The organism is Clostridiisalibacter paucivorans DSM 22131, assembly GCF_000620125.1.
GTDB lineage: Bacteria > Bacillota > Clostridia > Tissierellales > Clostridiisalibacteraceae > Clostridiisalibacter > Clostridiisalibacter paucivorans.
This window is the reverse complement of record NZ_JHVL01000009.1, coordinates 53,841-78,107: the sequence shown is the minus strand read 5'-3', so window position 1 is coordinate 78,107 and position 24,267 is coordinate 53,841. Positions and strand designations below refer to the sequence as shown.

20 protein-coding genes are annotated in these 24,267 nt (G+C 31.5%); 4 read left to right on the top strand and 16 right to left on the bottom strand.

Annotation, left to right across the window (positions count from 1 at the left end):
* Positions 1–50: 50 nt before the first annotated feature.
* From Q326_RS0105715 to hisC, 6 genes are all read right to left on the bottom strand, one after another.
* Entirely contained in the window at positions 51–332 is a 282-nt protein-coding gene (locus tag Q326_RS0105715; RefSeq protein WP_026894497.1) for a co-chaperone GroES, read from the bottom strand.
* Between the two features lie 187 nt (positions 333–519).
* A complete protein-coding gene (locus tag Q326_RS0105710; RefSeq protein ID WP_026894496.1) occupies positions 520–1,638 on the bottom strand; it encodes an AI-2E family transporter in 1,119 nt (372 codons plus the stop codon).
* Between the two features lie 29 nt (positions 1,639–1,667).
* Positions 1,668–2,357: a DUF554 domain-containing protein gene (locus Q326_RS0105705; protein ID WP_026894495.1), complete on the bottom strand. Its 690-nt coding sequence runs from the start codon at positions 2,355–2,357 to the stop codon at positions 1,668–1,670.
* Between the two features lie 13 nt (positions 2,358–2,370).
* Positions 2,371–3,255 carry a DNA-3-methyladenine glycosylase family protein gene (locus Q326_RS0105700; RefSeq protein ID WP_026894494.1) on the bottom strand — a complete coding sequence of 295 codons (885 nt, stop codon included), beginning with the start codon at positions 3,253–3,255 and terminating at the stop codon, positions 2,371–2,373.
* A 129-nt stretch (positions 3,256–3,384) separates the two neighbouring features.
* Positions 3,385–4,728 carry an NADP-specific glutamate dehydrogenase gene (gdhA, locus tag Q326_RS0105695; protein ID WP_205687647.1) on the bottom strand — a complete coding sequence of 448 codons (1,344 nt, stop codon included), beginning with the start codon at positions 4,726–4,728 and terminating at the stop codon, positions 3,385–3,387.
* 565 nt (positions 4,729–5,293) lie between these two features.
* The gene (gene hisC, locus Q326_RS0105690) at positions 5,294–6,397 is read right to left on the bottom strand and encodes a histidinol-phosphate transaminase (RefSeq protein ID WP_026894492.1); all 1,104 of its coding nucleotides are present in this window, start codon (positions 6,395–6,397) and stop codon (positions 5,294–5,296) included.
* 660 nt (positions 6,398–7,057) lie between these two features.
* On the opposite strand from hisC, the gene Q326_RS0105685 reads away from it, so the two are divergent.
* A complete protein-coding gene (locus tag Q326_RS0105685) occupies positions 7,058–8,044 on the top strand; it encodes a D-isomer specific 2-hydroxyacid dehydrogenase family protein (RefSeq protein ID WP_026894491.1) in 987 nt (328 codons plus the stop codon).
* A 162-nt stretch (positions 8,045–8,206) separates the two neighbouring features.
* Positions 8,207–9,520 carry a branched-chain amino acid transport system II carrier protein gene (gene brnQ / locus Q326_RS0105680; RefSeq protein WP_026894490.1) on the top strand — a complete coding sequence of 438 codons (1,314 nt, stop codon included), beginning with the start codon at positions 8,207–8,209 and terminating at the stop codon, positions 9,518–9,520.
* 117 nt (positions 9,521–9,637) lie between these two features.
* Here the strand turns inward: brnQ and Q326_RS0105675 are convergent, their stop codons facing one another.
* From Q326_RS0105675 to Q326_RS0105650, 6 genes are all read right to left on the bottom strand, one after another.
* Positions 9,638–10,459 (bottom strand): Asp23/Gls24 family envelope stress response protein, encoded by an 822-nt coding sequence (locus Q326_RS0105675; protein WP_026894489.1) that lies wholly within the window; start codon positions 10,457–10,459, stop codon positions 9,638–9,640.
* Between the two features lie 219 nt (positions 10,460–10,678).
* Positions 10,679–11,899, bottom strand: coding sequence for an electron transfer flavoprotein subunit alpha (locus Q326_RS0105670; protein WP_026894488.1), 1,221 nt, complete (start codon positions 11,897–11,899; stop codon positions 10,679–10,681).
* A 53-nt stretch (positions 11,900–11,952) separates the two neighbouring features.
* On the bottom strand, positions 11,953–12,741 hold the full coding sequence (locus Q326_RS0105665) for an electron transfer flavoprotein subunit beta/FixA family protein (RefSeq protein WP_026894487.1): 789 nt from the start codon (positions 12,739–12,741) through the stop codon (positions 11,953–11,955).
* 52 nt (positions 12,742–12,793) lie between these two features.
* Positions 12,794–13,933: an acyl-CoA dehydrogenase gene (locus Q326_RS0105660; protein ID WP_026894486.1), complete on the bottom strand. Its 1,140-nt coding sequence runs from the start codon at positions 13,931–13,933 to the stop codon at positions 12,794–12,796.
* 375 nt (positions 13,934–14,308) lie between these two features.
* Positions 14,309–16,375, bottom strand: coding sequence for a sigma-54-dependent Fis family transcriptional regulator (locus Q326_RS0105655; protein WP_026894485.1), 2,067 nt, complete (start codon positions 16,373–16,375; stop codon positions 14,309–14,311).
* A 68-nt stretch (positions 16,376–16,443) separates the two neighbouring features.
* Positions 16,444–17,076: a redox-sensing transcriptional repressor Rex gene (locus Q326_RS0105650; protein ID WP_250160311.1), complete on the bottom strand. Its 633-nt coding sequence runs from the start codon at positions 17,074–17,076 to the stop codon at positions 16,444–16,446.
* 239 nt (positions 17,077–17,315) lie between these two features.
* Between Q326_RS0105650 and abc-f the strand changes: the two genes are divergently transcribed.
* Both abc-f and Q326_RS0105640 read left to right on the top strand, forming a co-directional pair.
* Positions 17,316–19,226 carry a ribosomal protection-like ABC-F family protein gene (gene abc-f / locus Q326_RS0105645; RefSeq protein WP_026894483.1) on the top strand — a complete coding sequence of 637 codons (1,911 nt, stop codon included), beginning with the start codon at positions 17,316–17,318 and terminating at the stop codon, positions 19,224–19,226.
* Positions 19,227–19,334: 108 nt separating this feature from the next.
* On the top strand, positions 19,335–19,889 hold the full coding sequence (locus tag Q326_RS0105640; protein ID WP_026894482.1) for a biotin transporter BioY: 555 nt from the start codon (positions 19,335–19,337) through the stop codon (positions 19,887–19,889).
* A 158-nt stretch (positions 19,890–20,047) separates the two neighbouring features.
* Here the strand turns inward: Q326_RS0105640 and tsaD are convergent, their stop codons facing one another.
* The 4 genes from tsaD to Q326_RS0105620 all read right to left on the bottom strand — a co-directional run bounded on the left by tsaD (position 20,048) and on the right by Q326_RS0105620 (position 24,165).
* Positions 20,048–21,064 carry a tRNA (adenosine(37)-N6)-threonylcarbamoyltransferase complex transferase subunit TsaD gene (gene tsaD, locus Q326_RS0105635; RefSeq protein ID WP_026894481.1) on the bottom strand — a complete coding sequence of 339 codons (1,017 nt, stop codon included), beginning with the start codon at positions 21,062–21,064 and terminating at the stop codon, positions 20,048–20,050.
* A 151-nt stretch (positions 21,065–21,215) separates the two neighbouring features.
* Positions 21,216–21,425 (bottom strand): hypothetical protein, encoded by a 210-nt coding sequence (locus Q326_RS0105630; RefSeq protein ID WP_026894480.1) that lies wholly within the window; start codon positions 21,423–21,425, stop codon positions 21,216–21,218.
* A 159-nt stretch (positions 21,426–21,584) separates the two neighbouring features.
* Positions 21,585–22,973, bottom strand: a complete 1,389-nt coding sequence (locus Q326_RS0105625; protein WP_026894479.1) for a YfcC family protein — start codon at positions 22,971–22,973, stop codon at positions 21,585–21,587.
* 13 nt (positions 22,974–22,986) lie between these two features.
* The gene (locus Q326_RS0105620; RefSeq protein WP_026894478.1) at positions 22,987–24,165 is read right to left on the bottom strand and encodes a M20 family metallopeptidase; all 1,179 of its coding nucleotides are present in this window, start codon (positions 24,163–24,165) and stop codon (positions 22,987–22,989) included.
* Positions 24,166–24,267 lie beyond the last annotated feature (102 nt).

Genomic DNA, 24,267 nt, shown 5'->3' with positions numbered 1-24,267 from the left:
CTTTTGATTTAATTATCAATGATCTTACCAAACACTTAATGCTAACTAGATTATTCAACAACCGCTAAAATATCATTTAATTTAAGTATTGTATATTCTTCATCATCCATTTTTACTTCTGTTCCAGAATATTTAGAAAAAATCACTTTATCTCCCACTTTTAATTCTTTGCTTTTCTTTTCATCTTCCAAAATAGCAGAACCTATTGCTAAAACTTCCGCCATTGTTGGCTGCTCTTTAGCGGAATTTGGTAGTACTATACCGCTTTTTGTTTTTTCTTCTACTTCTACCTTTTTAATTACAACTCTGTCTCCTAAAGGTTTTATATTCATCTAATAGCCCTCCTTAAATATATATTTAATTAATAATTTTCCTTTTTATTAGCACTCATTAATAATGAGTGCTAATACTTACAGATATAATGTTACAAAATAGAATCTATATACGCAAATATCATATATTAGTGAAAATCACCAATATATGATATTATACCCTTTTATATCTTAAATACTCACTTTTTCACTTATTATCTTTATATTTCTGTAAGTTAACTCCCTTTTCGTCAAGCCTCTTACTTACATATCTGTCCACTAATAATCTTATTACAGCAATAGCTGGAACCCCTAAGAGCATTCCTACTACACCAAATAAAGAGCCCCCTAAGGTTATAGCAGATATTACCCAAAATGGCTTTACTCCAACCTTTCGTCCCAATATCTTTGGACCTAAATACAACCCGTCAAATTGCTGTAATATAAATATGACCACAAGTACCCAAAAGGCCTTTATAGGACCACTGAATAAGGTCAATATAAATGCAGGAACTGCACCTATAATTGGTCCAAAATAAGGTATCATATTGGTAATTCCAACAATCAAACTTATTAATATGGCATATGGTATCTTTATAATAGAAAGTATAAGAAAACATATTATACCTATAATAATGGAGTCTATTAACTTTCCTATTAAATATCTTGAGAAAATATCATTTACTTCTCTAGATGATTCTATTACCCTTTCTGCCATTCTACTACTTAACATAGCATGTAAAAGCCTCTTTATTTTGTATATGAAATTTTCTTTATCTTTCAAAAGATATATAGAGATGGTTACACTAATTATAAATCTTAAAACCGATGAAGTAATATTTATAGCTTGAGTAAGAATTTCATTTAATACTGTTTTTATTATCTCAGATGAAGTCTGCAATATCTCTCCCAGTTTGCTTTCCAAATAATCCATAATACCAAATCTATTTAATATTTCTATATTATATACCGTTTCCTCAAAAAACTTTTGAGTCCTTTGACCATAATCAGATATATTGTCTACAAGATTGGATATACTTTTTACTATATTAGGTGTAATAATTGTAATAACAAATACAATTATACTCAAAACTATTACATAGGATATTAATATACTCCAACCCCTATTCACATTGTAATTTTTCTCTATAGTCTTTATCATAGGGTTAAGTAAATACGCTATGGTAAATGCCCATATAAAGGGGCTTAATGCCTTCATAAGCCAATCTATATTATCTATACTATCTATTATCTTAAACAAAATAAATGCAATCAATAATAGAGGTATTATACTTTTGTATGGTATTGTATATCTTTTTTCATTCATATTTTCCACCTCTGCATAAAATATATACTTTATAACCCAAGGAAAACCTTAATGGCAAAATAAATCAGAGGAATAAATATTGCTGGTAACATATTTGCCACATTAATGCGTTTTAATTCCAATACATTGATACCTATTCCCATTATTAATATACCTCCAATGGCAGACATTTCATTTATTATATTAGGAGTTAAAAATGGTTTTATTATTGAAGCCAACATAGTTATAACACCTTGATATATAAATACAGAAATAGATGAAAATATAACACCTATTCCAAACGTAGAAGCAAATATTATGGACGATACACCATCTAATGCTGACTTTACAAAAAGTGTCTGATGGCTGCCTGTAAGCCCACTCTCTAATGCCCCCATAATAGCCATAGCTCCCACACAAAATATAAGGGATGCAGTTACAAAGCCTTTAGAAAATTCTGTATCTCTTCTGCCAAATTTACTTTCTAGCCAATTGCCCAATGTATTTAATTTATTGTCTATATTGATCCCTTCTCCAATTATACTCCCTATTACTATACTTATTATGACGAGTAAAAAATTTTCCGATTTTAAAGCTCCCATCAAACCAGTAGTTATAACAGATAAGCTTATACCCTGCATAATAATAGTTTTAAACCTGTCCTTTAATCCATTTTTTATTAATAATCCTATGAATCCTCCTAAAATTATTGCAACACTATTTATCACAGTTCCTGTCATATACTACCTCCTCTTATTTCTTTTTTCCTATGTTTTTTTCCCTGGCATAATAGAATAGATATTGTTGGGCTATCCCTGCATATTCTCCAAATTTTTCTGTAGCATAAGATTGTATGTCTTTAAGCTTAGTATCTTCTTTCAAATAAAAATATTCCATTACTCGTTTAACCCAGATATCTATTGGAAATGCATCCATTTTATCCATAGAAAATAATAATATACAATCAGCAACCTTAGGACCTATTCCCGAAAACTTCATTAACATCTCTCTGCCTTCTTCGGTTGTCATATCTTTTATCTTATAAAGATCAATATTTTGTTCTAATATTCGTCTAGCAGCTCCTAGTACATATTTAGCCCTAAATCCTGTATAACATGCTCTAATATCTTCTTCTTTTAATTCTGCTAATTTCTCCACAGTGGGAAAAGTATAATATTTTTCTCCATTATACTTTCCAATATATTCTCCATATTGTTCACTTAAGGTCTTTATGCTCTTCTTTATCATAGGTATACGATTATTAGCTGAAATAATAAAGGAAATCAATATTTCCCAAGGATTTTGTTTAAGTATTCTGATACCATGACCGAAAATTGTAGCATCAGCCAATATTTCATCATTAGATAAAACTTCTTTAATATGTCCATAATCTCTATTTAAATCAAAATAATCACACCATAAATTGTTGAAATCTTCTACAGTAGTGTTAGTAAATATTACATAGTCTTTTTCCTTTTTTACATTAACTACTTTTTTCTTTGCTATATACGTGTAACTATCATCGTCATTTCTCTTCCATCTAAAACATTGTCCGCATTCAAATATATGTTTAGGTTCGAAGTCTTTTAACCCTTGTATCTTAATTTTATTTTCCTCTTGTATAATATTTAAATTCATATAAAAATATCTCACCTTTCTTATATTTAATATATTGATTATATCAGAAAAACAGTTCTTAGTCAGTATTTGTATAAAAAAAGGAGATCCCCTTTAGGAACCTCCTTTTTATCTTAACCTATATAATTCTTAATAAACTCCTTGAGCATACATTGCTTCTGCTACTTTAAGGAATCCTGCAATATTAGCCCCAGCAACTAGGTTATATCCATAACCATAGTCTTCAGCAGCTTTTCTTGCATTATTGTGAATATTTTTCATTATTTGATGAAGTTTTTGGTCTACTTCTTCTTCTGTCCAAACCAATCTCATGCTGTTTTGAGCCATTTCTAATGCTGAAGTAGCAACTCCACCTGCATTGGCAGCCTTAGCTGGTCCCACTATTATGCCATTATCTTGTATATATTTAAGAGCATCGTTAGTTGTAGGCATATTTGCACCTTCTATTAAATATGGCACCTTGTTCTCAACTATCTTCTTAGCATGCTCTAGATGTATATCATTTTGAGTAGCACATGGCATAACTATGTCAACTTTAACTCCCCATGGTTTTTCTCCTGGATAGAAATCAACACCAAATTTATCTGCATAATCTTGAACTTTATCTCTACCTGAATTACGCATTTCTACCATGTAATCTATCTTTTCTTGAGTATTTACTCCTTCTGGATCATATATGTATCCGTCTGGTCCTGATAAAGTAACTACCTTTCCACCTAATTCAGTAATCTTTCTTGTAGCACCCCATGCAACATTACCAAATCCTGATAATGCTACTGTTTTTCCTTTTAATGTATCTCCTTGATGCTTTAATACTTCTTCACAGAAATAAGTTATACCAAATCCTGTAGCTTCAGGTCTAATCAAACTACCACCATATGATAATCCTTTACCTGTTAGCACTCCGTTTTCAAATGCACCTCTTATCCTTCTATAATATCCATATAGGTATCCTATTTCTCTAGGTCCTACACCAATATCTCCTGCTGGTACGTCTACATCTGGTCCTATATGTCTATAAAGCTCTGTCATAAAGCTTTGGCAGAATCTCATTATTTCAGCATCTGACCTACCTCTTGGGTCAAAGTCTGATCCACCTTTACCTCCACCTATTGGAAGCCCTGTCAATGAGTTTTTGAATATCTGTTCAAAACCTAAGAATTTTATTATTCCAATATATACTGAAGGATGGAATCTAAGTCCTCCTTTATATGGTCCAATTGATCCATTAAATTGTACCCTAAAACCACGATTTACATGAACATTGCCCTCATCATCCATCCATGGGACCTTAAACATTATTTGTCTTTCAGGCTCACAAAGCCTCTCCAACAAATTAGCTTTGATATACTCTGGATGTTTCTCAACAACTGGAGCAAGGGACACTAATACCTCTTCAACTGCTTGAATAAACTCAGGTTCATTTGCATTTCTTTCTTTTACTCTTTGAAGAACTCCTTCAACATAAGACATAATCAAGACTCCCTTCATCTTTTTTTAATTAAAATTATTCTTATAACTTTGTATAGAAACCATAAATCCTCTTTTATATCTGTAAATAGGATTTAAAGTTATCAGACTAATTCAACCTTAAAAAACTAAATTAATTCCCATTTCAAAATTAAAACTATTTTTACTCAATGTGAAATTTTCAGAAAATTGTTAGAATTTTAACCTATTTTTTGTATGTAAAGGTTTTCAAGAGATATACAAAGATATATTGTAACCTATTTAGTACGTTTATGACATACTAATAAACTATCTAAACCAATAAATACACCTTTAATATCACTTACAATGATATAATAACATATGAAATTTTTTTTGTAAACATCTTATAATATATCTTTATAAATATATATTAATTCCATTACAACATAGGAAATACCTATATTAAAATAGCAATTAACGCTAAATTTAACTGTTTTATTTAACAAAATATATATAATTTCATTGGAAACCTATAAAAACAAGTGTTTAAATTGTGAATTTTTAAACATTAATAGCGTGAGTCGAATTTGACCCACGCTTAATCCAACTAGGCTAACGCTTCTTCCACATCTTTACCTAGAACTTCTTTAAGAGTCTTAATGAAAAACTTGTTTTCTTCCATAGTTCCTATTGACACCCTTATGAAAGTCCCACCCATGGGCCTAATTATAACACCTTTCTTTTGCATTTCTATAAAGACTTCCTGAGCATCTTTTTTAACATCTAAGTATATGTGATTGGTCTCAGTGGGAGGAAAAGAAAGATCCATTTTTTTCAATTCATCATATAAGTATTTTTTACCTTCAAGATTTAATTCATAAATTTCCTTTACGAAATCATCATCTTCAAGTGCCCCTATAGCAGCTGCTTGACCAAGAGAATTGACATTGAAAGGACCCCTTACTTTGTTTAAATTTTCAATAATTTCTTTGTTTGAAATGGTATATCCAACTCTTATACCGGCAAGTCCATAAGCTTTAGAAAGAGTTCTCATTGCTAAAACATTAGGATATTTTCTTACCAATTTAACACTATCTCTTGTAAAATCATCTCTTGTTACATATTCTCTATATGCCTCATCATAAACAACCACAACATTTTCTGGTACTTGATCTAAAAATTTCACTATTTCTTCTTCGGTAATCATAGTTCCTGTAGGATTGTTTGGATTACATATCCAAATAAGCTTAGTCCTTTTTGTTATAGCTTTAAGCATGCTATCTAAATCATAAGTATAATCTTTAAGTGGTACTATTTTGGGAATCCCTCCCATCATTTTAGTAGTAGCTATGTATCTAGGAAAAGTAACGTCTGCCATAATCACTTCATCTTCTTTGTCTATAAAAGTTTTGGCTATTGTGTCAATCATTTCATCAGCACCACTACTGGGAAGTACTTCATCAACACTAATGTTGAATTTTTTGGCAAATGCCTCCTTAAGCAAAGTAGCATTTCCATCAGGATAAATAGCTAAATTTTTAGCAGCCTTTCTCAAGGCCTCTTTTGCCTTCTTAGAACATCCTATAGGATTTTCATTTGAAGCCAATTTTACAACCTTATCCAAACCATATTCTCTTTTAACATCTTCAATAGGTCTTCCAGGTTTGTAAGGTGCAAGATCTTTAATTTCGTTCCTAAAAAAATTGGACATAAAGGTAACCCTCCTTAAATAAAGTTTGATAATATTGCTCTATGACAAACATTTTTGTGTTAACTTAATAACAACTATAGTGTAACAATATTATTTATTTTCTACAAAATCCCAATATCAGCTAAAAACAACTAAAATATTATATTATATGTATTTTACTTTATTTTTTAAAGTTTTTCTTAATATATCTATCTTATATGCTTATGATAAAAATATTTTTGTTATTTTTTTTTCGAACATGTTTTATTTTTTTGTTTATCTTTTTATGAAAAATTTCTCCCTATTTATACTGTTGTAGTTGTTGATTTCAAGCAATTATTTTAGTTTTATTTCCATCTCCATTTCTTTGAAAAAAACTATAATTTTTACTATATTTACTATATTATTTAACGATTTTTATGATTTTTTTGATTGACAATTACTAAACAAAAATGTTATCTTCTTTTTAGGTATTAAAATTTTTTAAGTATTAAAAAAAATTGGTTGATTGGGTATGAGTTTCATTTGTATATATTCTCAAGTAATAATTTTTATTTTATTTGCAAACGATTTCCTTTGATTGCATTGTTTACACTCGAGTCTAAAAAAGGCATTATTAAATTAATCCTTTTTTAAAATATAAAGTAATATAAAATAAAATTAATAAGTGGAGGGATATTGATGAATATTTTAGCTTATTGTGTAAGACCTGATGAGGTTGAATCTTTCAAAAAGTTTTCAAAAAAGTATGGCCATGAAATCAAATTGATACCTCAATCTTTTGGTCCAGAGGTAGCTGACTTAGCAAAAGGATACGATGCTGTATCAATTTTAGGAAATTGTAATGCCAATAGAGAAGCCCTAGAAAAAATAAAATCTCATGGCATAAAATATTTAGCAACTAGGTCTGCTGGAGTAAATAATATAGACTTTAAAGCTACTGAAGAATTTGGTATAAAGGTAGCTAATGTTCCAGCTTATTCACCTAATTCAGTTTCTGAATTGACTGTTGGAATCACATTATGTTTAACTAGAAAGATTCCCTTTGCATTAAGGAGAGTGGGAGTTCAAAGTTTCGCTTTAAATGGTCTTATTGGTGTTGAATTAAGAAACTTAACTGTAGGCGTTATAGGAACAGGTCGTATAGGCTTAGAAGTAATTAAGGGTTTTTCAGGATTTGGAACAAAAATGATAGGTTATGATATTGTGGAAAACGAAGAAGCAAAAAAATATATTGAATATAAATCTTTAGATGACATATATAGAGAAGCTGATATAATAACATTACATATTCCTTTAACAGATGATAATTATCATATGATTGGAAAGGAAAGTATTTCTAAAATGAAAGATGGCGTTTTCATAGTAAATGCAGCAAGGGGCGCATTGATTGATACTGAAGCACTGATAGAAGGATTAAAATCTGGCAAAGTAGGTGGAGCTGCATTAGATACTTATGAACATGAAGGTGGAGTATTCCATAATGATAAGATGAACGAGATTATGAGCGATGATACTTTAGCAAAACTTATGAGTTTCCCCAATGTAGTAGTAACACCTCATTTTGGTTTCTATACCGATGAAGCTGTATCTAATATGGTAGAAACCACACTCATAAACTTAAGAGACTTCGAAAGCAAAGGAACAAGCAGAAATCAAGTAAAATAATTATACTATAATCTACACTTTCAATAGCAACTTTTATCTTAAACTTAATTTACCAAGTTTTGAGATAAAATAATTCTATCTCAAGACTTGGTTTGTATACTGTATCCAATAATTTATTTTTATGATTTCACAATAAAATCTATAAATAAGGAGCGTGAAAAAATGACAAAAGAAAGAAAGGATATTTTTATAGCAGGATTTGCATTATTTGCAATCTTTTTCGGTGCTGGCAATTTAATTTTTCCACCTAGTCTAGGATTATCGGCAGGGAAATATTGGCCTTTGGCAGCACTGGGATTTCTACTTACAGATCCTGTTTTGCCAATTCTTGGTGTTATTGCAACATCTAAAGTAGGTGGAAAAGCTGAAGATTTGGGTAAAAGGGTAAGTCCCCTATTTGCTAAAATTTTAGGTTCTATATGTATTCTATTTATTGGGCCTCTTTTTGCAGTGCCACGAACTTCTGCTACTGTATATGAAATAGCTATAAAACCTATTTTGCCAAATTCACCACTTATAATAACATCGTTAGTATTTTTTACCCTTACCTACTTACTTGTAGTTAACCAAAGTACTGTCATTGATAAAATAGGAAAATATTTAACACCCATATTGTTAGTCATCCTCACTATAATAATAATAACAAGTATATTTAGCCCCATCGGTCCTAAATTAAAAACAGAACCTGGTAATTATTTTTTAATGGGATTTGAGGAAGGATATCAAACTATGGATGCATTGGGTGCATCATTAATGGCAGGTATAGTATTAACAGATTTAATTTATAGAGGCTATAAAGATCGTAAAAAACAACAATACATGACCACTAGAATAGGACTAGTTGCCGGAGCTTTATTGTTCTTTGTATATGGAGGACTTACTTATGTAGGCTCTACAGGAAATGCTGTATTCAATAGCAATATGCCTAGAGTTGATCTATTGTTAGGTCTAGTAAATGAACTCTTTGGGACCACTGGTACAGTAGCTATATCAATAGTAGTATCTTTAGCTTGTCTAACCACATCAGTAGGTCTTACAGCCACAGCAGCAAACTACTTTAATGGTATAAGCAATGGAAGACTTTCCTACAAATTCATAGCTATTACTGCAGTTATATGTAGTCTTTTCTTATCCCTATTTGGTGTAGAAGGTTTAATAAATCTAGCCGTTCCAATTCTATCTACCGTATATCCCGTAATGATTGTTTTAATATTGATGACATTATTTGATAAATATATTACATATAATAATACTTATACTGGTGCTGTATTAGGAGCCTTTTTAATCAGTTTAACTATAAATTTGAATAGTAAGTTTGATATATTAAACGGACCCATGGCTTTAATAAAAAAATTACCTCTATATGATAATGGCTTTCCATGGATTGTACCCGCTATAGTATTAAGTATCTTATTTATGATTTATAGTAAGATAAAAGAGGAAAATCTAGCTGTAAAGGAGCAAAACACCATTTAATACATATCATATTTTGAAAATACTGAAAATATTATGTTTTTTGAATATATAAATATCAACTATAATAAGTAGAATGATAGGGTCTTCTATCATTCTACTATTTTCACTGTTAATTCTTTACCTATCATTTTTTATTATTTTTTTAACGAAAACATTTACAGATATTATATTTAGTGATGTCATATTATCTACTTCATGTATTATTTTTCTCTGCATCTCTTTAATTATATATGGTATTGATTTTCCATATGTAACTACTACATCTAGATCTATTTTTATACCATTTTCTTTACCCTTTATAGATATTCCTCCCACATCTTTTACTTCGTTTATCTTAAAAGCACCATGCCTTACTAAATCTCGTATTACATTGTGAGATATGGTATATCTACCTAAATAGCTAAATGTAGGTCTTACCACAGTTTTTTCATATATATCCTGTTCCTTTTTATTATGTCTCCTTCTAAATATTTTCAATGTATCGATAAAATAACCTGAGAAATCCTTTTTTATTTCAAATGTAGGAACCGGTATTACATGCTTTCCTTCTTTATGCCTTGATATTTTAGCTTGTTTGATTTCATCTTCACCAGAAATATCTTCTATATATATCCGTTTATTAGCCTCGGGCATTCTCAAAGTATTTGTAATTCTATTTATCATCTTATCCGAAGTACCTATAATAAGTATTTTGTTTATTTGTTCACTATCAATTATGTCTAATACGGCTTTTCTATGTTCTTCATCTAAAAATAATGCCCTTTTTACTGCACTAACTATTGAGCCTTCTCTCTTAGCAGATTTACCACAAAGCACCTTTGTGCCCCTTATGAGAAGTCCATCATCTATTATATATTCAATACCTAAATCCTTAGCCAACATTATAGCCTTATAACTTTTTCCTGTTCCACTGGGACCAATAAGTGCTATTATATCCATTTTAAACCTCCATTTAGATAGTTCGTAGTCCTTAGCTCCTAACTTGTAAAAAAGGTTCAGAAATCTATAGAATTTATCCAATAATTTATGACCTTTTAAAGATATTATATCAAAAAATACCTTTTCAATATACACCAATAAATGTAAAAAAGCCTGAGGGTATATACCCTCAGGCTTTTTTAGAAAAGGTCAACTGTCTCTCCGATCAACTGCCTTTTATTATTTACTTGCTGCCTTGAATGCTTCCATTATGTCATCTACTTTGTCTAGAGCCTCAATTAAAGCAGGAATTACTTCATAAAGGTCCCCAACAATACCGTAATCTGCTACCTTAAATATAGGTGCATCTGCATTTTTATTTATAGCAACTATACAATCAGAACTTTGCATACCAGCTAAATGCTGAATAGCTCCTGATATACCACATGCTATATATAATTTAGGTCTAACAGTTTTACCAGTTTGACCTACTTGGTGAGGATGCTCTATCCAACCAGCATCTACTGCTGCTCTTGAAGAACCAACAACTCCTCCAAGTTTATGAGCTAATTTTTCTATAACTTCAAATCCTTTTTCATTTCCTACTCCTCTACCACCAGCTACAATGATTGGAGCTTCTTCTAATGCAACTTCTTCTTTTTCACTCTTAATACATTCTTCAACTTTAGCTTTTATATCTGCTTCTGTTAAATCTACTGCAAGAGTTTCAACTTTTCCGTTTGCATCTTCATTATAATGAGCTTTTTCCATAACTCCAGGTCTTACTGTAGACATTTGAGGTCTATGATCAGGAGTGATGATTGTAGCCATTAAGTTACCACCAAATGCTGGACGAGTTTGTAATAATTTACCGTCTTCTTCATCTATTTCAAGTCTTGTACAGTCAGCTGTTAATCCTGTTCCCAATCTAGCTGAAAGTCTTGGTCCTAAATCCCTACCTATTGTAGTAGCACCAATTAACATGATTTCAGGCTTTCTATCATTTATTAATTCAGAAATTACTTTAGTATATCCATCTGTAGTATATACCTCTAATAATTCATTGTCTACATATAATACTTTATCTGCACCATATTTTACTAGCTCTTCAGCTACATTGTCGATGCCTTTTCCTAGTAATACTGCTGTCAATTCAACTCCACGCTTATCAGCTAATTTTCTACCTTCACCTAATAATTCTATAGCTACATTAAGCACTTCACCATCTCTTTGCTCTGCAAATACCCATACACCTTCATATTTGCTTATGTCCATACCTTGTCTTTTTGATTCATCTTTTACTATTGCATCTACTGGACATGCATCCACACAAGCCCCACATACTGTACAGTTATCTTTTATTACTGCTTTTTTGTTTATCATATCAATAGCATCAAATGGACATGTTTTTACACACATACCACATCCTATACATTTTTCATTGATTACTCTTATTGCCATGGTTAAACCTCCTTTTTTTCTTCCTTCCTTTTTTTGTTACATTCGATCAAATACTATATAATTTGTCTTTCCTTAAGTCTTACAATTAAATCTCTTACTACATCTTTAGTTTCTCCCTTAAGCACTTCTCCTGCTCCTCTAGTTGCTGGAGTAAATGACTTCATAACTTGTGTTGGAGAACCATCTAATCCTAGATTAGCTCTATCTACAGTAATATTATCTACGCCCCAAACCTTTACATCTAATTCTCTATATGCTTCATAGATTCTACCAATTGATGGATATCTTGGTTCGTTTAACTCTTTAATAGCTGTTAATAATACAGGCATTTTTGATGTTATATTATAATATCCGTCTTCTACTGCCCTTTGAGCTTTAACAGTATCTCCTTCTACTTCTAATTCTTGAACATAAGTTATTTGAGGTAATCCAAGATGCTCAGCTATTTGTGGACCAACTTGTGCAGTATCTCCATCTATTGCTTGTCTACCACAGAATATAATATCGTAGTCTCCTATTTGCTTAACACCTGCTGCCAATGCAGTAGATGTAGCCCAAGTGTCAGAACCTGCAAACGCTCTATCACTTAATAATATACATTCATCAGCACCCATAGCATATGCCTCTTTAAGAGCAACTTCTGCTTGAGGTGGTCCCATTGACAATACAGTAACCTTTACATCATCATATTTATCTTTAAGTCTTAACGCTTCTTCCAGTGCATTTTTGTCATCTGGATTTATAATACTTGGAACTCCTTCCCTAATAAGGGTTCCCTTTTTTGGATCTATTTTAACTTCGTTAGTATCAGGAACTTGCTTTAAACAAACGATGATTTTCATTATTCATCCTCCTTTTTTTTACTTATTCAACAATATTATCTGATATTTATAACTATCTTAATACATTACCTGCTATAACCATCTTTTGAACTTCTGAAGTACCTTCATAGATTTCAGTGATCTTAGCGTCTCTCATCATTCTTTCTACTGGATAATCTTTAGTGTATCCATATCCACCATGTAATTGTACTGATCTTGTAGTTACTTCCATAGCAACTTCTGCTGCATATAATTTAGCCATAGCTGCTTCTTTACCATATGGTAAACCATTAGCTTTATTATAAGCTGCACTATAAACTAACCATCTAGCTGCATTTACCTTAGTTTCCATTTCTGCTATATACCATTGAAGTCCTTGGAAGCTAGATATTGGTCTACCAAATTGTTCTCTCTCTTTAATATATTTAACCGCTTCATCAATAGCACCTTGAGCTATACCTAATGCTTGAGCAGCTATACCGATTCTACCACCATCAAGTGTTGTCATTGCTATACCAAATCCTCTACCTTCTTTTCCAAGTAGATTTTCCTTTGGTACTATACAATTTTCAAATATCAACTCAGAAGTTTGTGAACCTCTAATTCCTAATTTATCTTCTATTTTACCAATTGAGAATCCTGGGAAATCTTTTTCAATTATAAATGCACTAATTCCTCTAGTACCTTTTGATTTATCAGTCATAGCAAATACTATATATACATCTGCTTGACCTCCACCAGTAATAAATACCTTTGAACCATTTAGTACATAATGATCTCCTTCTAATTTAGCTATAGTTTGTTGGCTCGCTGCATCAGTACCAGCATTTGGCTCAGTTAGTGCAAAAGCTCCCAACCATTCTCCTGAAGCTAATTTCTTAAGGTATTTAGCCTTTTGTCCTTCTGTACCAAATTTATATATTGGCCATGTTCCCAATGAAGTATGTGCAGAAAGAATAACTCCTGTTGTACCACATCTTTTTGAAAGTTCTTCGATAGCTATAGCATAAGCTACCTCATCTCCACCTGCTCCTCCTACTTCTTTAGGAAATGGTATACCCAACATTCCATATTTAGCCATCTTGTCAACTGTTTCTCTTGGGTATCTTTCTGTCTCATCAATTTCAGCTGCAATAGGATCAACTTCTTTTTCAGTAAATTCCCTCATAACTTTTTTAACCATTTCTTGCTCTTTAGTCAAAGTGAAATTCATTTACTTTCCCTCCTTATATTTTTGCTTATCTAGGATTAAACTTATTTCTAAAGAAGAAATTTAACCCTTAATATTCAAATTTTTTTCCTTTCGCCTATATTATACTGCATACATTGTGCCAATTTGAAAAAGCTTGTTAATAAAATATCTAGTTTCTTCTCTTTTTAGGTATTTCAACTAATTTGTTTAGATTAATTTTTTTTAAATTTATAAAATCCTATCTGTTATTCTTAAGGATAAAATAGGAAAAGTGTATATATTTCATACACTTTGAAGATATCTTTTTTTAAACAACCCTCCAACCATTGTTGTTAAATCCATAACAAGCCATCTGTATGGTTTTCCGTACATATGTCCCATTAAGTACACATGATTTTATAGTCCATATTTTTCTATTTTTTCATATAGAGTTGACCTGCTTATATCTAATAATTTTGCTGCCTTAACTTTATTTCCCTTTGTCAATCCAAGACTTTTAATTATTGCATTTTTTTCTGCATCTTCAACCGCATACTTCAAAGAAAATGAATCATGGGTATTCTTATTATCTCTTTGTAATATATGAGGAGGCAAATGTATTGGTCTAATCATGTCTCCTAACTCTGCTAAATTAACTGCCCTCTCTATAACATTTTCCAATTCTCTAACATTCCCTGGCCAATTATACGTTCTAAATATTTCTAAAACCTCATCTGTAACCCCTAAAACATATTTACCTAACTGCCCAGTCAACTTTTTCAAAAGTATTTTAACTAATTCTTCGATATCTTCTTTCCTCTCTCTCAGTGGAGGCACCGTTATCTTTATTACATTTAATCTATAAAATAGATCTCTTCTAAACTTTCCTTCCTCAATAAGTTTATTTAAATCTTTATTTGTAGCCGATATTATTCTAGCATCTATTTTTATAGATTCATTAGACCCCACAGGTTCTATCTCTTTTTCTTGTAATGCCCTCAATAGTTTGGCCTGCATATTTATAGACATGTCCCCTATTTCATCTAAAAATATAGTTCCACCATTGGCCAATTGAAATTTACCTATTTTTCCACCTTTCTTCGCGCCAGTAAAAGCCCCTTCTGCATATCCAAATAGTTCAGACTCCAATAGATTGTGGGGTATTGCTGCACAATTCATTTTTACAAATGGTCCCAAATGTCTATCACTGGCATTATGTATACTATGAGCAAATAGCTCCTTCCCTGTACCACTCTCTCCAAATATCAATATGGTAGAATTACTTTTTGATGCCTTTTTTGATAAATCTTTTACTTCTCTTATCCTAGCACTTTTTTCAGGTATATCATCAAAAGAATATTTTGTACTTCTCTCCTTCTTTAGTTCATCTTTATAGAAATTCAATTCACTTTTCATATTATTTAATTTTTTTGCCAAAGAATTTAGCTCTTGGAGATTTCTAAACATAATCTTTCCAATAGCGCCAACTACCTTTTCATTTTCCCTTATGGGGATTCTCATAGCTACTATATTATTACTTCCTATCTTTTGAATTTCTCCTATTTCTGCTTCACCAGTGTCAAGCACTATATGAAGTCTAGTGTTTTCTATTACTTTAGTAACATCTTTTCCTATAAGTTGTTTTGGAGTTTTTTCTAAAAATTTGGCATATGAATTATTTATCATAGTTATCCTTCTATTTTTATCAATGACTACAATGCCATCATATGCATTTTCTAATATAGTTCTCAGTACGTGAGTAAGGTGTTTCTCATCATTCAGTTTTTCTACTGTCTCTTGAAGTTCAGTTATATCATTTAATGCGACTATAGCTCCTCCAATTTTATCGTTTCTCATATATGGAGTAATGTTCATAACTACATTAAATCCATTTATAGCACATCTATTACCTATTTGAGGTTCTCCTTCATCTAATACCTTTAATATCTTTTTACAAGATATCCACTGACTAACATTCTTCCCTATGACATTTTTTTCTTCTTGTCCTAATAATCTTAACCCTGATTTATTTACATTTGTTACCTTGCCATTTCTATCTACAACTATTAGCCCATTGTGGGTACATTTAAATATAGCCTCAAATTCTTCAGTCATATGATTAGTCATTTTATAATATGCCTTTAACAAATCAGTTTTAGTTATTATTCCTATGACATTTTTTTCTTTATCCACAACGGGTAATCTTCCCATCTCTATATTTAACATATCTTTAGTATCTTTATCTTTTGTCACATATTCCACATTTTTATGCATAACCCCACTGACAAAATCCTTGAAACTAATACCTTTCTCTACCACTCTATATAGGTCCTGTTTCGTAAAAAGTCCTATTAATCTATTCTGATCATCCACTATAGGAATACCATCTATACTATTATTTAACATTACAGAAGCGGCTTTTTCTATGGTTTCATACTTCTTTATTGTAATAGGATTTTTTGTCATAATTTCATTGACTTTCATTCCTATCCCCTCCAGTTATCCCTTTTTAATTCATTTGAATAAATATTTAGACCATCAATCATGATGGTCTACTTCTCTGTCTGTTGTTTCAATAAATATGATAATGTAAATAAACTCTCATTTAAATGTACATTTTCTACAATTATCTCCTCTGGAACCCTCAAATCTGCAGGTGCAAAATTCCATATGCCCTTTATGCCACTCCTTGATAGCATATCAGCTACCTCCTGACTTCCTTCCTTTGGAGTACATATTATTCCTATTTCCACTCCGTTTTCTACTATGAAATCCTCAAGGTAATCTACATCTTTTATTTCTATACCTCTAATCTGTAGTCCAATAAGTTTTGGATTTTTATCAAATAACGCTAATAACTTAAATCCTGCTTCTTCAAAACCTCTATAATCTGCTATTGCCTGACCTAGATTTCCTGCTCCAACTAATACAGTCTTATAAATACGGTTTAATCCTAATATCTTACCTACTTCAATTTGTAACTCCTCAACATTATATCCATAACCTTGTTGTCCAAATCCACCAAAATTATTTAAGTCCTGCCTTATCTGAGAAGCTGTGAAACCTGTTAATTTACTTAATTCTTGAGAAGATATTCTCGTTATATCCTTTTCTAATAATTCTGTCAAATATCTATAATACTTTGGTAATCGTCTTATGACAGCCATTGATACATTCTTATTCATACCTTTCATCACCTACTTTATTTTTTTATCACAATTTTATATTTAATTTAACCATATATTTATAGCATTTCATTATCGAAGTTACAGTTTATGTTAATTATATATCAAAGTCTATTTTTAAGTCAATAACATTTGCTTATATACTATATGTTTTACTTATATCAAAGCTTTAGATTTCATTTATTTAGTCTTTCTGATAAAATATTATAGTAAACTTAAAGTACAGAGGAGGATTTCCCATGATTGTAATGTCATGTAATAATATATCAAAAAGTTATATAATAGAGAAAATATTGGTGGATGTGACCTTCGCCATAAATGATACTGAAAAAGTCGGATTAGTTGGATTGAATGGCGCTGGCAAGACCACATTGTTCAAAATATTAACTAATCAAATATCCATGGATTCAGGCAATATGTACATCTCAAAAGATTGTAAAATAGGCTATTTAGAGCAAAATTCTCAAATATCCAGCAATAAGACTGTGTTTGAAGAAGCCCTAGATATATTTACCCCATTAATTAATATGGAATCAAAACTTAGAAATTTAGAAAAACAAATAAGTGCTGAAAGTAATAATCCTGATTCCAAACTCCTTCAATCTCTTATGCATGAGTATGGGAAGTTGTCTGAAGAATTTTCCAATAAAAATGGTTACGGATATCAGAGCGAAATCAAAGGGGTCTTAAAAGGTCTTGGTTTTTCTGACTCTCAATTTAATCAACCAGTAAACCAACTAAGCGGAGGACAAAAGACTAGATTAGTCCTTTCTAAACTACTCTTAAAAAAACCCAATATTCTACTATTAGATGAACCTACAAATCACCTAGACCTTCAAGCAATAGATTGGCTTGAAAAATACATTAAAGATTACAAAGGAGCTGCTCTTATCATATCCCATGATAGGCAATTTCTAGATGCCACAGTGGACAAGATATTTCACTTAGAACATGGAAAGATTAAAACCTATAATGGTAATTATACAACTTATATGAAAAAAAGAAAAGCAGAACTCCAATTATTACAAAAAAAATTTACAGAACAACAGAAGGAAATAGAAAGGCAAAAAGAAATTATAAATAGATTTATGTCTTATGGTGGCAAAAGATACATTAGACAAGCCCAAAGTAGACAAAAATTTTTAGATAAAATAGACAAAGTAAAAAGACCTCCCTCGGATTCAAAACGAGCCAAAATTAGATTCGAACCTAAAATTAAAAGTGGAAATGACATTTTAAGTGTAGACAATATAAAAAAATCCTTTGATAATAAGGGCATATTTGAAAATATATCCTTCAACATATACAAAGGAGAAAAAACAGGAATTATAGGACCAAATGGTGTAGGAAAATCTACTCTATTCAAAATAATAATGAAAAAGCTAAAACCCTCTGCAGGATCTATAGACATAGGTCACAATGTTCATATAGGATATTATGACCAAGAATTAACCCATTTAAACCCAGATAAAACAATAATAGATGAAATATGGGATGAAAATCCTAAATTAGACCATTATCAAATACGAACACTATTGGCTCAGTTTTTATTTTATGGAGATGATATCTTCAAAGAGATAGGAGAATTAAGTGGTGGTGAAAAGAGCCGTATTTCTTTGCTTAAACTTATGTTATCTAAATCAAACTTCCTTCTTATGGACGAGCCCACAAACCACTTAGATATAGAATCCAAGGAAGTTTTAGAAGATGCATTGATAAATTACCAAGGTACATTATTAGTAATATCCCATGATAGATATTTTCTAAATAAAGTTACTAACAAAATATTAGAAATGAATAAAGACGGTATGGAAGAATATTTAGGTAATTACAATTACTATTTAGAAAAGAAAAATTCTATTACTATTGAGGATGACGAAGCACCACAGATGACCAAAACACAATTAAAAGCCGCAAAAAAAAGGGAAAGAGAATTGATTAGGGAAAAGAAAAAAATGAAACAAGCTATAAAAACATTGGAATCAGAAATAGCTTCAAAAGAAGAAAAACTTAAAGAAATCGATAATTTAATGTGTCAACCAGATATATATTCAAATCCTGAAGAAAGTGTAAAACTCCATAAAAAATCCATGAATATAAAAAAAGATTTAGACGATTTATACGAAAAATGGATGGATATAAACGAGTAACAACATACTTACCCCCACTATTGTTAACCATTAATTTAAAATTGGTTGACAATAGTGGGGGTATCTATATATAATACAATTATCAAGTAAATTGAAAGGGGTTTTTATATGAAGGTTAAAGAAATGGTTTTATGTGGTGTTTTAGCAGCTATTACTGCAGTATGTGCACAAATATCTATTCCAACTCCATTCTCTCCAGTTCCTGTTACTTTGCAGGTATTAGCTGTATTTCTATCTGCAGCAGTTCTGGGAAGTAGATTGGGAGCTATATCTCAGATAGTATATATCTCTATGGGAGCTATAGGATTACCTGTATTTGCACATTTTTCCGGTGGACTCCAAATACTTACAGGCATTACTGGAGGATACTTATTAAGTTACCCTTTAGCAGCTTATATAACGGGAAAAATTATAGAATTTAATAAAAATAATAATGACAAAGCAACAATTATAAAAAATTTCTTAGGTATGTCTATGGGATTATTAGTAATATATGTATTAGGATGTGTACAATTTTCCATCCTAACAGGTAATACTATAACTCAGTCTATAGTGTTAACTATTGTTCCCTTCATAATACCAGATATAATAAAAATCTTAATAGCCTCATCATTGGCACTATCATTACAAAAGGCAACCAAATATTCATTATCAAGGGGATAAAATATTATTATCCCCTTAAATTCACAACTTATACACAGTATCCACACATTTATCCACAGTTTTCGATGACATTATTGCTATGGACAACCTTGTTTTTAACATTATCCACAGATTCTTGTTTTTTACTTTTACACAATGTTAACAAATTGTGATTAATTTTAACCTAATTTTAAATTCGGCATCGCATTCAATGTCAAATCGGATACTTGTCCCTTTCTATACCTATAATATCCAGCACATCCTATCATTGCAGCATTGTCAGTACATAATATTTTAGATGGATATTTCAATGTAATCCCCTCTTTTTTACACCGTTCCTCCATAGCCTTCCTAAGACCACTATTAGCAGCTACCCCACCAGCCATCACTATTATATCTGTATCCATTAATTTAGCTCCAATTATCGACTTATCCACAAGCACATCTACAACTGCTTGCTGAAAACTGGCCGCTACATCCTCCACAACTATATCTTGTCTCTTTTGTTTCATATTGTTCAAATAATTTAATACAGCAGACTTTAGCCCACTGAAACTAAAATCTAAACTGTCTTCTTCTAAATATGCCCTGGGGAAATCTATGGCATTGCTGTTTCCCTTGGTCGATAGCTTGTCTATAATAGGTCCTCCAGGATACCCTAATCCTAGAGATCTAGACACCTTATCAAATGCCTCTCCTGCTGCATCATCTCTAGTTCTTCCTAATATCTTATAGCTTCCATAATCTTCTACATAAACTAAATGGGTATGTCCACCAGACACTATAAGACATGTAAAAGGAGGTTCAAGGTCTTTATGTTCTATAAAATTAGCCGATATATGGCCCTCTATATGATTAGTACCTACTAATGGTATATTGAGTCCATAAGCCAATGCCTTGGCAGTAGAAAGTCCTACTAATAGAGCCCCTACTAGACCAGGCCCATAAGTTACAGCTATGTGATCTATATCTTTGAAGGTAATCTTTGCCTTATCTAAAGCCTGTTGTACTATCATATCTATATTTTCTATATGTTTCCTCGATGCCACTTCCGGCACTACTCCACCAAATTTTTTATGCAATTCTATTTGAGAAGATATTATATTAGATAATATATTTCTACCATTTTTAACAATAGCCACTGATGTCTCATCACAAGAAGTCTCAATGGCCATGGTCAATATGTCATTGCCCATGTGAAAACCTCCCTTTCTTGGTTCTTGGCTCTTAGTTCTTGGTTCTTGGCTCTTAGTTCTTGGTTCTTGGTTCTTAGCTCTTGGTTCTTAGGGGGCCGCTAGCCCCCTTCTTTCCTAACAACTAAGAGCTAAGAACTAGGAACTACTCTTACTAAGAGTCGCCCTTTACATCCATATTTGATATTATTTCATCTACAAGATTTATATCACATTTTTTATCCTCAGTAAAGTGTTTACAGTTTTCACAGCTCCTAACTTCCTCTCCCATAACGCCAATAGATGATTCAATACTTCCCCTAGCATTTAGTTCATATTGGCTACATCTCAATGCTACTTGCCTTAACTGGGTTTCATTAGCCACACAAATCCCTCCATTTCATGTATTATACATATATTATTTGTATTGCAATAAAATTTATACTTCAGAGGTTTTCATAAAAAAATAAAGGAACATTTCACATAGTTTATGAGAATATAAAATAAGTCAGTAGTTAACTATAACTACTAACTTATTTGCATTCTAAAATGGACCATATCCCATTATTACAGATATTGCTACTAATGTTGCACCAATTACTGTCCATACAACAAATAACGGTAACATCCATTTAGCCCATTTGTCCCATTTTATTCCACCTATTGCTAATGCCGCCATAAAATAACCCGATGTAGGTGAAATAACATTGGAAAATCCATCTCCAAATTGAAAAGCAAGCACTGAAGTCTGTCTAGTTATACCCACAACATCAGCCATAGGTGCCATAATAGGCATTGAAACAGCTGCCTGGCCGCTACCTGATGGAACAAATAAATTCATTAAACTCTGTACAACAAACATCCCTATGCCACTTAATGCTGGTGGTAATCCCTTTACTATGTTTGCCATACTATATATTATAGTATCCATTATATTTCCTTCTTCCATAACAACCATTATAGAGGTTGCCAATCCAATAACTAATGCGCCGTACACTAAGTCCTTAGCCCCATCTACAAACGCTTCAGCTATATTATTTATACTCAAACCACCTAATATACCAGCTAATACACCTATAATTAAAAACATAGCTGTTAATTCAGTTACATAAAACCCTAGTTTTACTACACCAAATGCTAATATTGTCAGTCCTATTACCAATACTACTAAAACCATTTTGTGTTTTGTAGTAAACTCAGGCATATCATCAATAGTAAATTCTTTATGGTAGGCCTTATCTTCTTCATATGTTAAACTTGATTCAGGATTCTTCTGTATTTTACCTGCATATCTCATCACGTATGTTATCGTAATCCCCAATATGATGACATATGCTAATAATCTAAATCCAATTCCCGAAAATAAAGGTAACCCAGCTATACCTTGAGCTATACCTATAGTAAATGGATTCAAAAATGCCCCTGCAAATCCTGCTCCTGCTCCCAATAATACCATCGCTGTTCCTGTTATAGTATCAAAACCCAATGCTAAAGCTAATGATATTACTATTGGATAGAAAGGCAACATCTCTTCTGCCGATCCCAACATAGCTCCAGCTAGAGAAAATATAAACATAGTTACAGGTATTACTAACCTTTCTTTCCCTTCCATTTTTCTGACTACTCCTGCAATTCCTGCATCTATAGCCCCTGTTTTTTGTAATATACCAAAAGATCCACCTATCATTAAAACAAAGAATATAATATATCCTGACTTCTCCATCCCTTTAGGTATTGCTTTAAATAATCCAAATGGTGTTACTGGACTCTTTTCTACTTCATGAAAACTATCTGCAACAACAAATATTCTACCTGTATCAGGATCTTCTGCTCTATCAAATGCACCAGCTGGCACTATATATGTCATAACTGTAGCTAAAATAATTATAAAAAATAAAAGTGCATAAGTATGTGGTATCTTTATCTTTTTCATATCTATTTTCCCCCTATTTACACATTTTTAATATTAAATTAAAGTATATTTCAGTCGCTTGGCAAATTTGTTCTATATCACAGAATTCATCATTAGCATGAGCTTGAACAATATTTCCTGGGCCTAATACTACACACTTTGCATCAGAATGATTTCCCAATAACCCTGCATCACTCCATGCTGGAAATGCAACTGGATTTTTGGGCTTTCCAGTAACATCTTCCGTTATATCTAATAAGTTCTCAACTAATTCATCATCTTCTTTTATGCTGTGGGGTGCATTTATCATAGACGCGGTAAATTCTCTCATAGCCCTAACTTCAAAAGTTCCACCTATTATATTTACTGCTTTTTGTGCTACTTCCTTGATTTCATTATGAATACCATCTAGGGTTTGATTAGGAAGCCATCTTCTGTCTATTTGTACTAAACATGTGTCAGGTACTATATTAGGATCATCTCCTCCCTTTATTAGTCCTACATTTATTGTTCCATGTCCTAATAATGGAAACTCTTGTTTTTCTACCTTAGGCTGTAATTCTTCTCGAACCAATTTGCAAAATTCTGATGCAGCATATACAGCATTTATTCCTTCATGAGGCCTACTACCATGGGTAGATTTTCCATTAAATTTTACTTCTATCCATTCCATTCCTTTATGTGCTATAGACACTTCTAAATCAGTAGGCTCACCTATAACTACATTCTTAGGAATTATATTAATTTTAAGTAAATGTTCTGTTCCCTTAGACCTCTCTTCTTCCCCTATAACTCCAGCAAACATAACTGTTTCATCTAAGTCTACTCCAGCTCTTTTTATTGCAGTCATAGCGGATAACATTGCAGTAATTCCACCTTTCATATCAGCAGAACCTCTTCCATATATCTTCCCATCTTTCACAAAAGGTTGAAATGGAGGATAGTCCATAGTAAAACCAGGAATAGTATCTATATGTCCATTAAACATCAAATTAATTCCATCAGTTTTGCCTTTTAAATAACCATATACATTAGGCCTATTTTCTTCTATTATGTCAATCTCAGTACTAATGCCCTCTTTTTCAAAATAGTTTTTTATAAAACGTGCAACATCAGACTCCCTTTTTTCCGTATCCTTATGTCCTTCAACTCTGATTAAATCTGTTATTAAACTCAAAATTTCTTCTTTGCTAATAAAATCTAATAAATTCATTTAATATCCCTCCATTGTAAAATTAAATTATATGTTTATATGATTAAACATATAAACATAATTATTGTAAAAATATATAGATTCGTTATTGATTAAATATCA

Bases quoted from the DNA above. Each gene is read 5' to 3' on its own strand.
- Q326_RS0105715 (WP_026894497.1), bottom strand. From the start codon at position 332: ATGAATATAAAACCTTTAGGAGACAGAGTTGTAATTAAAAAGGTAGAA.
- Q326_RS0105710 (WP_026894496.1), bottom strand. From the start codon at position 1,638: ATGAATGAAAAAAGATATACAATACCATACAAAAGTATAATACCTCTA.
- Q326_RS0105705 (WP_026894495.1), bottom strand. From the start codon at position 2,357: ATGACAGGAACTGTGATAAATAGTGTTGCAATAATTTTAGGAGGATTC.
- Q326_RS0105700 (WP_026894494.1), bottom strand. From the start codon at position 3,255: ATGAATTTAAATATTATACAAGAGGAAAATAAAATTAAGATACAAGGG.
- gdhA (WP_205687647.1), bottom strand. From the start codon at position 4,728: ATGTCTTATGTTGAAGGAGTTCTTCAAAGAGTAAAAGAAAGAAATGCA.
- hisC (WP_026894492.1), bottom strand. From the start codon at position 6,397: ATGTCCAATTTTTTTAGGAACGAAATTAAAGATCTTGCACCTTACAAA.
- Q326_RS0105685 (WP_026894491.1), top strand. From the start codon at position 7,058: ATGAATATTTTAGCTTATTGTGTAAGACCTGATGAGGTTGAATCTTTC.
- brnQ (WP_026894490.1), top strand. From the start codon at position 8,207: ATGACAAAAGAAAGAAAGGATATTTTTATAGCAGGATTTGCATTATTT.
- Q326_RS0105675 (WP_026894489.1), bottom strand. From the start codon at position 10,459: ATGGATATAATAGCACTTATTGGTCCCAGTGGAACAGGAAAAAGTTAT.
- Q326_RS0105670 (WP_026894488.1), bottom strand. From the start codon at position 11,899: ATGGCAATAAGAGTAATCAATGAAAAATGTATAGGATGTGGTATGTGT.
- Q326_RS0105665 (WP_026894487.1), bottom strand. From the start codon at position 12,741: ATGAAAATCATCGTTTGTTTAAAGCAAGTTCCTGATACTAACGAAGTT.
- Q326_RS0105660 (WP_026894486.1), bottom strand. From the start codon at position 13,933: ATGAATTTCACTTTGACTAAAGAGCAAGAAATGGTTAAAAAAGTTATG.
- Q326_RS0105655 (WP_026894485.1), bottom strand. From the start codon at position 16,375: ATGAAAGTCAATGAAATTATGACAAAAAATCCTATTACAATAAAGAAG.
- Q326_RS0105650 (WP_250160311.1), bottom strand. From the start codon at position 17,076: ATGAATAAGAATGTATCAATGGCTGTCATAAGACGATTACCAAAGTAT.
- abc-f (WP_026894483.1), top strand. From the start codon at position 17,316: ATGATTGTAATGTCATGTAATAATATATCAAAAAGTTATATAATAGAG.
- Q326_RS0105640 (WP_026894482.1), top strand. From the start codon at position 19,335: ATGAAGGTTAAAGAAATGGTTTTATGTGGTGTTTTAGCAGCTATTACT.
- tsaD (WP_026894481.1), bottom strand. From the start codon at position 21,064: ATGGGCAATGACATATTGACCATGGCCATTGAGACTTCTTGTGATGAG.
- Q326_RS0105625 (WP_026894479.1), bottom strand. From the start codon at position 22,973: ATGAAAAAGATAAAGATACCACATACTTATGCACTTTTATTTTTTATA.
- Q326_RS0105620 (WP_026894478.1), bottom strand. From the start codon at position 24,165: ATGAATTTATTAGATTTTATTAGCAAAGAAGAAATTTTGAGTTTAATA.